This window comes from Larkinella knui, assembly GCF_003858645.1.
Taxonomy (GTDB): Bacteria; Bacteroidota; Bacteroidia; order Cytophagales; family Spirosomataceae; genus Larkinella; species Larkinella knui.
Genome location: NZ_RQJP01000001.1, coordinates 1355986 through 1368174, shown reverse-complemented (window position 1 = coordinate 1368174; position 12189 = coordinate 1355986). Strand labels below are relative to the sequence as shown.

Below are 12189 nucleotides of genomic sequence, written 5' to 3'. Positions count from 1 at the left end.
AGCCATTTTCCGATTAATTTGTAAACGTTATCGCTATTTGGATGCGTTTTTCGTTGCTTTCTGGCGCAATCCCGACCATTATCGGGGTATTGGCCGGGCCGAATCGACATCCAGAACGGCTTTTGTATTCGCCTTCGTAAGAAATAAATTGTATTTCAGAATGCAGAATATAGCCCGGAAGCCGTCGCGCCAACCGATCTTCTTGCCTTCCTGATACGTCCGTCCGTAATACGAAATGCCCACTTCATAAATCCGAATACCGGGAATCCGTGCTATTTTGGCGGTAACTTCGGGTTCAAACCCAAACCGTTTTTCGTTCAGCTCAACATTCTTGATGATTTCACTGCGAAAAACCTTGAAGCAGGTTTCCATATCCGTCAGATTCAAATCGGTCAGCATGTTGGACAGCAGCGTTAAAAACCGGTTGCCGACGGTATGCCAGAAATACAACACGCGGTGGGGCCTTCCGCCCATGAAACGCGACCCATACACCACATCGGCGCGTCCGGCCAGCAAGGGCTGTAGCAAGTGGGCATATTCTTCCGGATCGTATTCCAGATCGGCATCCTGAATGATAATAAACTGACCGTGAGCCTGTTGAATACCCAAACGCAAGGCTTCACCTTTACCCTGATTGACGGGTTGTTTGAAATATCGGATGGTGTCCTGCGGGTTTTTCGCCTGAAACTGCTCGACAATCCGATCGGTCTGATCGGTGGAACCATCGTCTACCACGACAATTTCCCGGCTTAAGGGAACAGGAAGATTGACTTCCGTTACGCGTTTCAGAACCAGTCCGATGGTTTTTTCCTCATTAAAAGCAGGAATGATAATCGACAAAAGCATGGAGAAAAACGGAGTTTACCCCCTATTTTAACAGCTTTTGTTCAATAATCTTAAAAAACGGTTACAAATTTACTGAGCAACGGCGCCCGAACTCCGAAAACCGTCAGCCAGCGTTGCGCCCCTGAGCTCCAAATCCGGATATGAATAGGGTGAGCAGGGCAACTCCTGATCAAAACAACTTTGCTGAAGGGGGCTTTCCTTCGGGGTTAAAATTAGCAATCCGCTCCGGGTCCGGTAGGGTCTGAAAAAATTCGCTTCGGTGGTCAGGTTCCGGTAGCTCAGCGGTTTCGGCAGCAGGGCATATCGTTGCACCGGAAACCGCTCCTGTCCGAGAAAATGAACCGCATAATAACCGATTAAAGTGACTAGTAAACCGGCTAAAACCGCATTACTCCAGGGTCTGAGATTCCAGTAGCGTGTTTGATCCGGGATAAATGGTAACAATGGCAAAAAAGCCGTCATCCAGACAAAGCAATAGCCAAAGCGGAACTCGGGGGCCGACAAAAACCAGAACAGGAAACCGGACAAAGCCACCAAATACGGGAAAACCAGGGGCTGGACCCGCGTCCGAAACATCGGATTCAAATACTGAAAGATGACAACCACCGGCGAACACACGGCCAGTAGCCAGACCGGTTTGTTCAACGCGTAATATTCTTTGTGGTGCCACCACACCGGAATCCATTCTGAAGCGGGTGTTTTCAACAGAGCGGGATCAAAATCCGGTTCGGCAATGCGAAACTTTCCCCAAAATTCAACGAAATCTTTTTCGAAACGAACCCGCTCAAGGGGAATTTCCCAGTCGAACGAAAACAGGTCAAGGGCCGGAAAGGGATACAACAGATACCCCGACAGAATGGTGGTGCGAACCAGCCACGGCACCACCATCAACAAGGCAAAACCGCCTAAGCACCACACGTGGCGCAAAGTCAGCTGTCGCCTGACTGCCCAGGCCAGCGGCACCAAACTCAGCGCAACGGGAATGGTCGCTAATTTGACGGTAATGCAAAGACAGACGAGCATAAACAGAACGACGTGCCGAATGGAAAAAACCGGCCGCATTTCCAGCCAGAGCATGAAGATGGTGATGGGCAAAAGCGTCGCCCACAGATCCGGCGTCGGTGAAAACACCTGACGAATGAGGTAATAGACAATCAGGGCCAGTAGGATGAGCGCTAAAAACCGGATTGGCGTCGCCGAGCGAATCTGCCCCAGAAACCGCCAGCAAACCACTAAAAACACCAGGCCGTTGAGCGGAAACAGGGTCTGGCCTGCCCAGTCCGTAAAGCCAAAAGCGGCCGAAGTGACCAGGAAGCTTGAGTTGAAGGCCAGTCGTCCGTGCAGATTTCCCAGGCCCGGAATCACCCGAAAGCGTTCGTACCACCGAATGGACGGCAGGTGATACATGCCACTGTCAACGTTGCTGGGTTCAAGGGTAGAATACAGCACCACAACTCCCACGAAGAGCCAGAAAAGAGGAATCTGTTTTTGCTGACGGACAAACCGCCGGAGGTAGGTTTTCACCGATGCGAACGAACCCAGTGCTACGGATGCGGCTCCGAGCAGCCAGATTAGCGCCAGAACGTAATTGGCCGGCACAAAAATGGACGCCAGTTGCATCAGCATCACCAAAAGACACAACCCCATTAATAACAGGTCGGTGCCTCTGACGGCTTCAGAGGGATCGACCAACTGCCACTTGATGAGTACTTTATAAAAAAACAAACCGTATGCCAAACAGCCGGACGCCAACACCGCCCATAAAAGTAGAAGGATCATTGCTCGAAATTGAAGCGATTAAAGGAGGAAGCATTCGGTCGAAACACCCTCGCCGACTCAGTCCATCTTCCAACGTTAGGCATTTTACCGGTTTTATATCCAAATTTAATTTTATTTCTTTTTTGACAGGCTGTCCGAATGAAGCGGGCAACTGCATTCCAGAACGGTAGAAACAGCGTTTCAAATTGGCGGATAAGGATAAACCAAAAGGCTTTTTGGTGTAAATCAAGCGATTGTATACTGATCATTATTACCTAATTTTTCGGAACGATTGACCGCCCAAAATCGTTAATCTAATGCAAATATCACCTGCCCGGCAAGCTTTCCCACAATTGGATTCGTAAGTATTATGTCTTTTGCTTCTATATTTGGCACGGGACGTGAGAACCGATTGTCGGTGCAGTTAAACTTTCAACCTGAATCTATATGTCAAAAAACCTGGTTATCGTGGAATCACCCGCGAAGGCGAGGACCATTGAAGGGTATCTGGGTAAAGATTTCGTGGTAAAATCGAGCTATGGTCACGTGCGGGATTTACCAAAAGATGACATGGCGATTGATATCCAGAATGGCTTTCGTCCAATCTATGAAGTCACCCCTGATAAACGTCAGGTTATCAGCGAATTAAAGAAACTCGTAAAGGAATCTGATGTTATCTGGCTCGCAACGGATGATGACCGTGAAGGAGAAGCGATTTCCTGGCACCTCAAAGAAGCCCTGGGGCTGAAAGACGATACCAAACGGATTGTCTTCCATGAAATCACAAAAAAAGCCATTCAGAATGCCATCGAGTCGCCCCGACTGATTGACATCGATCTGGTCAATGCCCAGCAGGCACGGCGTGTGCTCGACCGTTTGGTGGGTTTTGAGCTGTCACCGGTTTTGTGGAAAAAAATCAAATCCGGCAGTTCGATGGCCCTTTCGGCGGGTCGGGTACAATCCGTAGCGGTTCGTCTGATTGTGGAACGCGAACGGGAAATCGACGGGCACAATACCAAATCCAGCTACAAAGTTACGGCGCAGTTTATTGTCGACAACGGCAAGATTCTGAATTCCGAATTGCCCAAAAACTTCAGTACACTCGACGAAGCGCGGGCGTTTCTGGACAAATGCCGGGAAGCCATTTTCACGATCAGGAACCTGGAAACCAAACCGGCTAAAAAGTCACCGGCACCGCCCTTTACCACCTCTACCCTGCAACAGGAAGCCTCACGCAAGCTGTCGTTTTCGGTTTTGCAAACCATGACACTGGCTCAGAAGCTGTACGAAAGCGGTAAGATTTCGTACATGCGGACGGATTCGATCAGTCTGTCTCAGGAAGCGATCGACAAAGCCAAACAGGCAATCACCAGCGATTTTGGCGAAAAATATGTGCATACCCGGCAATACAAAACCAAGTCAGAATCGGCACAGGAAGCCCACGAAGCGATCCGGCCAACCGACTTTTCTGTGAAAACCGCCGGTGGCGACCGCAACGAACAACGGCTGTATGACCTGATCTGGAAACGCTCCATTGCCTCGCAAATGGCTGATGCGCAACTGGAACGGACAACGGCGACCATCGGCATTTCGACCACCCCGGAAGAATTGATTGCTCAGGGCGAAGTCATTAAGTTCGACGGTTTTCTGAAAGTATATCTGGAATCGACTGACGACGAGGATGAGGAAAGCAAAGGCATGCTGCCCCCACTTTCGATTGGTCAGGTGTTGAATCTGGACCAGATGAAGGCCACCCAGAAGTTTAGCCGCCCGGCCCCGCGCTACACGGAAGCGAGTCTGGTGAAAAAGCTGGAAGAAATGGGCATTGGCCGTCCGTCGACGTATGCTCCGACGATTTCGACTATTGTCAAACGGCAATATGTTATTAAGGAAGACCGGCCCGGAAAAGAGCGTGATTTCAAGGAATTGATTCTGAAACAGGGTCAGATTCAGGAGAAAACCGGCAAGGAAAATTACGGTTCGGAAAAGGCGAAACTTTTTCCGACCAACATGGGTCTGGTTGTGAACGACTTTCTGGTAGAATATTTCGAAGGTATTGTCGATTACAAGTTTACGGCGAACGTTGAGAAAGAATTTGATGAGATTGCCAACGGCAAAGTCGGCTGGCAGGACATGATTCAAAACTTCTACGGGGATTTCCACCGGAACGTTGAAACGGTTCAGGGCGCAACGCTGACGGGTTCAAAACCGGGTAGCCGGGACCTGGGAATACATCCCGAATCGGGCAAAAAGGTGTCGGCCCGACTGGGTAAATACGGCGCTTACGTGCAGATTGGCGAAGCCACCGACGAAGACAAACCGCAGTTTGCCAACCTCAAGAAAGACCAGCTGATCGAAAGCATTTCGCTCGACGAAGCCCTCGATTTGTTCTCGTTACCCCGCGAAGTTGGTTTTTTTGAAGACAAACCGATGGTGATCGGAATTGGCAAGTATGGCCCTTACGTCAAGCATGACGACAAATACGTTTCGCTTTCGAAAGACGATGATCCGTATACCGTCACCGCCGAACGCGCCGTTGAACTGATTCAGCAAAAGCGGATTGAAAACATTAGCGAGTCCATCGGCGAATTTGAAGGCAAACTGATTACGACCGGCAAAGGCCGTTTCGGGCCGTATGTCAAACACGACGAAAAATACATTTCATTGCCAAAAGGAGAATTTCCTGCCGGTCTGACACTCGAACGTGCTATCGAACTGATTCAGCAGAAGCGGTTGACGGAAAGCAATAAATACATCAGGGAATTCCCCGAAAATCCGGCGGTGAAAGTCGTCAACGGCATGTACGGACCCTATCTTGCCATTGGAAAACGCAACATCAAAATTCCGAAAGATGTTGAACCCGCTTCGTTGACGCTGGAAGACTGTCTGAAACTGGCGGGCGACACGGGGGGCGATGAGAAACCAAAAGCAAAAAAAGGTACGAAAGCCCCGGCAAAAAGCACGGTTGCGGCTAAAAAAACCGCCGTGAAGAAGTAACACTTACCGCTGACGGAAGTCCGTGAGTACGTTAGGCCACTCGATCCGTATTGATTGAGTGGCCTTTTTTCTTGCTGATTTTCAGTTTTTTACACTAAAAACGACGTTATTTCATCCCGTTATTTGTAAAAACCGCAAAGTGGTTGCCTTCCCCGGCCCCAACTCATGCAGGGCATTGGAAAGAGCATAAAAAGTAAAACTGGTTGGCGGCAGGAGAGCATTCGGCTGTATCAGGAACAGACGGTTTGCCGGTGGGAGCCGAAAATGGACTTTACCGGTAAACAAAAAGCGGTTGCTCTTTTACAAAAGTGACCGCTTTTTTGTTTGCCTCAGATACACTACTTTCAAAAGAGCATTCGTATCCGTTTTTTATGAAGAAACTTGTTGTGCTATCCGGTGCCGGAATCAGTGCCGAAAGTGGACTAAAAACCTTCCGGGATTCGAACGGTTTGTGGGAAAATTACCGCATCGAGGATGTGGCTACGCCCGAAGGCTGGGCGAAAGATCCGGATCTGGTGCTGGAATTTTACAACCAGCGTCGTAAACAGGCACTCGATGCCAAACCCAATGCCGGCCATCTGGCTCTGAAACAGTTGGAAGCGTATTACGAAGTAACGATCATTACCCAGAACGTCGATAACCTCCACGAAAAAGCCGGGTCTTCGAACGTCATCCATCTGCACGGTGAGTTGTTCAAGTCGCGCAGCACGCGGGATGAAAACCTGGTGTATGACATCGAGGGGTGGGAACTGAAGCGGAACGACCGCTGCGAAAAAGGTTCGCAGTTACGCCCGCACATCGTCTGGTTTGGTGAAACCGTACCGCTGATGGAAACCGCCGTTGAAATTACCCATGCTGCCGATGTTTTGATTATCGTCGGCACGTCGATGGTCGTTTACCCCGCTGCCGGATTGATCGACTGCGTTCGACCGGGCGTTCCCATTTACGTCATCGACCCGAATGTGCCGGATATTCGTCCGCGCAAAAACCTGACGTTTATTCCCAAACCAGCCACAACCGGTTTGTCGCGGCTGGCCGGGCAATTGATTACGAGTGCAACGGGCGGGGTTTGATCATCCCGCCTTTTACGTCGGCAATGCTGTGTTCGATCAGAAAGGCTTTTTCATCGACTTCACTGATTTTATCTTTTAACCGGGTGATTTCCAGCCGCGTAACTACTGCATACAGGATGTTAATGTCATTATCCCGCATGCCGCGTTTGCCAAATCCTTTTTCGCCCTTCAAAACGGTTACACCCCGTTCGAGTTCTTCCGTGATCAGTTGGCGGACTTCTTCGTGGCGGTCCGAAACGATCATCACGGCAATGTATTCTTCGATACCGTGAATGATAAAATCGACCGTTTTCGACGCAGCCAGGTACGTCAGCATGGCGTACAGGGCGGTTTCGACGTTAATAAAGACGGCGGCTGACCCAAAAATCAGCACGTTGATCACCATGATGACGTCGCCCACCGACAATGGCGACCGACGGCTGACGTAAATAGCCAGCACCTCCGTTCCGTCGAGGACCCCGCCACCGCGCATGGCCAGTCCGATGCCGGCTCCGAGGAAAAAACCGCCAAATACCGCAATCAGCAATTTATCGGTGGTTACCATCGGGTATGGGATGAAGGCAAGACACAACGCCAGCAACCCGATTCCGAAGGCGGTTTTGAGCGCAAAGGTCCAGGAAACCTGCCGATAGCCCATCCAGATAAAAGGAATATTAACGATTACGACCAGAATAGCCAGGTCGATACCGGTTTTGATCTGGAGCAGGAGCGAAATACCGATGACGCCCCCGTCCAGAAAGTCGTTGGGGAGCAAAAAACCTTTCAGACCCATCCCGGCGCAGAGTACGCCCAGGATGATTAATACAACTTCTTTTATTTCTCGATACAGGGACGAATTTCTGGCCCGTTGGATGCGTTTTTTTACCATGATTTCCTGGTTGATGATGAGCTATAAAATGGAATTCGGAAGCTAGTATAGCCGCGTTTGAGCCATTTGAACTAGTTTCTTTCACTATGAAAACCGGAAGTGTTCTCGCCAATCAGGAAATTAGGGGGCATTGATGGAAATCTGGTGACCGAATAGACGCCGGATCCAGGCAAAGTAAACGTAGAAAACACGGCGTAGCAGGATCCGCTTGATCCCACCGATCAACGTCCAGACCGTGGCAATAATCGCGAAAAACAACAGCGGCTGCTGGTGTGAAACCGTGGGGGCCGCAATCGCTTCGTGAATTAAAAGATGGGCAAAGCCATTCGTCAGATGGTCTGCTTTTTCAAGCGTCGATGAGGCTTCGATCGTAGCAACTTCCCTGGGCTTTTCCACCAGCCGGCCGTCGGACGGCCCGGCCCAGCGGCCCAGCGCCCACCCCATCGGGAGGAGAAAAATCAGGAAAGCTATCGAACGATAAAATTTCATCAGGGAGACGTTCTGGCGGATAATAAAATGAAACTTAACAGGTGGTTTTTACAATTATACTAAATTTTTCGCCAAAAACCCAGCCTTGTTTCAAACAATGAACCAAAAAGCCGGTAATTCGTCGGTACAAAACCATTACCTTTGCGTTTTATCAAATTAGCGCATGCAACTCCTCGACGGAAAATTTCTCTCCCAGCAAATCAAGCAGGAACTCGCGGCCGAAGTGGCCGAAATCAAATCACAAGGTGGTAAAATTCCGCATCTGGTAGCCATTCTGGTTGGCACGGCGGGACGGAGCGAAACCTACGTTGCCAGCAAGATGAAAAGCTGCGAGGAGGTCGGCATGACCTCGACCCTCATCCGGTTTGATGATTCCGTTTCGGAAGATGAATTGATCGAAGCGGTACAGGCCGTGAATGCCAATCCGGATATGGATGGCCTGATCGTTCAGTTGCCCCTACCCGCTCATATTTCCGCCGATAAAATAATGGAAACCATCGATCCGGCGAAAGATGTGGACGGTTTTCATCCAATCAATATTGGCCGCATGGCCAAAGGCTTACCGGCGTATATCTCGGCCACTCCTCAGGGCATTCTGGAAATGCTGAAACGGTATGAGATCGAAACGGCAGGCAAACACTGTGTGGTGGTGGGTCGCAGCCAGATTGTGGGTCTACCCATGAGCATTCTGATGCAGCGCAACACGAATCCGGGCAACTGCACGGTTACTTTGACCCACAGCCGGACGCAAAATCTGGGCGAAATCTGCCGGTCTGCGGACATTCTGATTGCCGCCCTGGGACGTCCGGAATTCATAACCGCCGATATGGTAAAGGATGGCGCGGTCGTGATCGATGTCGGTCTGGAACGGGTGGCCGATGCGTCTAAAAAAAGCGGTTTCTCCTTAAAAGGTGATGTGAAATTTGACGAGGTTGCTCCAAAAACCAGCTCCATCACGCCCGTTCCCGGTGGCGTCGGCCTGATGACCATTTGTTCCCTGATGCAAAATACCCTGAAAGCGGCCCGAAAAGAGATCTATCAGTGAGAGATTTGTGATTGTGTGATTTGTGATTGAGTGAAACGATCACCTTCCAGCCACTCAATCACAAATCACACAATCACTCAATGAAATCAGAATCCGATTCCGATCACCAGTGGCTGAACCAGGAATTCGCCCGATTTGAGGTTGTAAATGGTACGAACACCCGCTTCGAACGGAGTCCGCAGCCGCATGACATTGAAGACGAACGAAAGATCCAGGCCCGTGGTGTAATACTGATCGGAAATAGTCCGGCGTTGGCCCTGCACCAGCACCTGGCTTTCACCCTGCGCGGCATCGTAAAAACCGGTCGCTTTGACACGTTGAATATACACCCAGCGACCAAGCGTCCAGTGCGGATTGAGCAGTGGCAGGCGGTATTCCGCACTGGCGGTCCTTAAATGATCGTAACTCACGTACGATTGACCGCGGGGATAAAACACCGCGGCTGCAAAGCGATACGTCCCCCGCATCTGGTGCTGATAACCCGCCCGTAAGCGCAATGAGTGGTGTTTTCCCAAACCCGGCACATACAGACCGCCCTGCACGCCCCACACTTCTCCGGTCAATTTGCCACCAAAAGGCGTCGTCCGCCAGACCGCCGAAACCGTTTGCCCCCAGCGCGGAGCCACATCGCGTTTGCTCTGTTTCAAGGTTCGGGAGTAAGACAGGCCGTAGGACAGGCCGTGCAGCGCCCGATCAAAGCCTACTTCGGTAACGGGACGCACCGGCAAATCGTAGCCACTAACCTGCTGTAAATTATAATAGGCTGAAAAATAAGCACTTTGCAAATATTTTGAGGTAGTCAACTGCAACGGAATTCGTATACCGGCATTCAACTGGTTGTAATTCCAGGAATCGCTCCGCAATGAATCGAGTGGCGTTCGGCGATCGATGTAGACGGAAGTGGACCGGCGTCCCCGCTGAAAACCAACATCGATGATCGGGAATAAACCCTGATAACTCAGATTACCGTAGTAATTTACCGTTCGTTCCGCCTGATCATACCCCAGGCCAATGTCGATCTGGGTGGTATTGAGCAAATCCTGAGACCGCAATCCCACCGTTCCGCTTTGTCCATCCGATGACACGACGGGACCCCAGCTGTAAATATTGATGGCATGAAGCAGGCGGCTGAAGCGGCTTTTTGGAAAATCGGCGGTTGGGGGCACCGAATCCGTCAGTGCCCTGCGCACCTGTTCACCACCCGGCTCCTGCCGAATCAACGGTCCAAAATACCGCGTCGACCCGTCCCGGACCCGCCCGGCGGGAATCCAGCTGGCGGTATCGATCGGCATTTCGGCAATGCGGTATCCTTCCGCGTGGAAATCATGAAAAATGAGCGTTTTTCCGTTCGGAGAAATAGCCGCGTGATAGGCCCCCAAAGGTCGGGAGGTCACCTGATACTGCTGACCGGTTTTCGTGTTCAGGGCATAAATGTTGTCGATGCCGGATTGGGGCGAATTAAAAAAGACAAACTGCTTCCAGGGTTGCGTATGGCTAATGTTCAGGTTGGAAACCGGGAGCAGATCGCGACGCTCATTCGTTTCAGAATCAATGGCTTGAATCGTTTTTCCGCCTTTTTTCCGGGTAACCACCACCAGCGTCCGGTTGTCGTCCTGCCAGCGCGGCTGAAGAAAAAAATCGTTTTCCGGATTGTCCAGCACCCGGAGTTCCCGGCCGTTTTGAGCATCCAGAATGACCAGCCGGGTCTGGTAGGATTCGTCATTCCGGACGGCAACCAGCTTCGAACCGTCGGGCGAAAGGGCAGCAACGGCGTAGCGGCTGTGGCTGCTGAGCCTATTTACTTGCCCGTTTTTTAGGTCATACAGCTTGATTTCGGAGTTGATTCGCTGGCCAAAGCGGACGTCATACCGGTATTCGGTCCAGCAAATTTTGCCCGCAGCCACCGACAGCATTTCGGGATTATTGAACAAACCGGGAACAAAAAGTTTTTTCTCCGGGCCATTCCGGTCCAGCACCACAAACTGGGCAATATCGCCCAAACCGGATTTCAACGCAATCACCTCATGATCTGAAAGGTACTGCGGATATTGGTAATTTGTGAATACCTTCCCGGATGCCTTCACCGAATACGTTACCGCATCGGTCAATTGGAGCCTTTCCTGTTCTTTCCGCCAGTCTTCTTCAACGTCGGCCATAGTCCGGCGGTAAAGCTCTTCAATCCGGTATTTTGTCGTTTTTTTTACGCTATTGGAAAAAGAAAACGGATACAGTGGAAACCGGTAATACCGATTCAGCACATCACTCCAGGCATCGGCCCCGTAGTTGCGTTTTAAATAAGTAGACATAAAGTAACCCAATACGTAATGATTGGGCACATTGTCGCGGTAGGAACCGCCAACGAATTTGGGATACGTAAAGCGTCGGCCTGCCAGCAGATTAGCCCGTATTCCCAAATCGAAGTTGGGCATCCGACCCCGCCCCGCCCCCGTTAGCGCGGTCTCCGTTCCGACGGCATCCCCTTCCCAAAACCAGTCCGGAACCCCCAGGGTCAAGGCCGAAAAAGCCGTATTGCCAAATACCGTATACGCCAGCCGCGTCAACCCCTGCAGGGCCTTATCATATTGTACGACGTGCCGAAACTCGTGAACGGCCAGCAGGTCGAGCCATTGGTTGGTACCGGCCAGAAACGGGTCTTGCGGAGGCACGGCAAAAAATTCCGAATGCCGGGGCAGCATGGTCACAAAGCCATTGCTGATCATCGTCTGGTTTTGTAAAATCACCGACAATTTACGGGGTTGCTTTTTAAGCGTGGCGCTCACCGGCTCATAGACCTGCTCCAAACGCCGGGCCGTTTGCTGGGCCGTTTGATCGAAACCGGCGGGATAAAGCACCCGGAAATGCGGGGTTTGTAGCTGGTACCAGGGCAAACGGGTGGGGTTTTGATCGAGGATGGGGAGCGTCTGGGCCGCAGCAGACCCGGTGACAAACAGAAAAACCGGCAACCAATAGCGCATAAGCTGTAAAGATGCAATCGAGAATAGTTGGGCTGGTAAGGTACGCAAAACCCGGAAAGATTCGGCTGGAGGTAAAATATGATTTTACAAGTTGGCAATAAACCGGAAAACTACTACCTTCAAACACTCATTTCGGGC

The 12189-nt window shown here is 50.9% G+C and carries 8 protein-coding genes; 3 read left to right on the top strand and 5 right to left on the bottom strand.

Annotated elements, in window-relative coordinates; all coding sequences use genetic code 11:
- Window positions 1–78: 78 nt before the first annotated feature.
- Entirely contained in the window at window positions 79–846 is a 768-nt protein-coding gene (locus EHT87_RS05590; RefSeq protein ID WP_124904671.1) for a glycosyltransferase family 2 protein, read from the bottom strand.
- A gap of 69 nt (window positions 847–915) precedes the next feature.
- A complete protein-coding gene (locus tag EHT87_RS05585) occupies window positions 916–2625 on the bottom strand; it encodes an LIC_10190 family membrane protein (protein ID WP_124904669.1) in 1710 nt (569 codons plus the stop codon).
- A 426-nt stretch (window positions 2626–3051) separates the two neighbouring features.
- Here EHT87_RS05585 and topA point away from each other — a divergent pair, with 426 nt between their 5' ends.
- Both topA and EHT87_RS05575 read left to right on the top strand, forming a co-directional pair.
- Window positions 3052–5601 carry a type I DNA topoisomerase gene (topA, locus tag EHT87_RS05580; protein ID WP_124904667.1) on the top strand — a complete coding sequence of 850 codons (2550 nt, stop codon included), beginning with the start codon at window positions 3052–3054 and terminating at the stop codon, window positions 5599–5601.
- Between the two features lie 371 nt (window positions 5602–5972).
- On the top strand, window positions 5973–6674 hold the full coding sequence (locus EHT87_RS05575) for an SIR2 family NAD-dependent protein deacylase (protein WP_124904665.1): 702 nt from the start codon (window positions 5973–5975) through the stop codon (window positions 6672–6674).
- On the opposite strand, the gene EHT87_RS05570 is transcribed toward EHT87_RS05575, so the two are convergent.
- Window positions 6649–7542 carry a YitT family protein gene (locus tag EHT87_RS05570; protein WP_124904663.1) on the bottom strand — a complete coding sequence of 298 codons (894 nt, stop codon included), beginning with the start codon at window positions 7540–7542 and terminating at the stop codon, window positions 6649–6651. The two genes, EHT87_RS05575 and EHT87_RS05570, sit on opposite strands and share 26 nt — an antisense overlap.
- 120 nt (window positions 7543–7662) lie before the next feature.
- On the bottom strand, window positions 7663–8031 hold the full coding sequence (locus EHT87_RS05565) for a hypothetical protein (RefSeq protein ID WP_124904661.1): 369 nt from the start codon (window positions 8029–8031) through the stop codon (window positions 7663–7665).
- A gap of 163 nt (window positions 8032–8194) precedes the next feature.
- On the opposite strand from EHT87_RS05565, the gene EHT87_RS05560 reads away from it, so the two are divergent.
- Complete coding sequence (locus EHT87_RS05560; protein WP_124904659.1) at window positions 8195–9076, top strand: bifunctional 5,10-methylenetetrahydrofolate dehydrogenase/5,10-methenyltetrahydrofolate cyclohydrolase; 882 nt, start codon at window positions 8195–8197, stop codon at window positions 9074–9076.
- Window positions 9077–9162: 86 nt separating this feature from the next.
- Here the strand turns inward: EHT87_RS05560 and EHT87_RS05555 are convergent, their stop codons facing one another.
- Window positions 9163–12051, bottom strand: coding sequence for a hypothetical protein (locus tag EHT87_RS05555; RefSeq protein WP_124904657.1), 2889 nt, complete (start codon window positions 12049–12051; stop codon window positions 9163–9165).
- Window positions 12052–12189 lie beyond the last annotated feature (138 nt).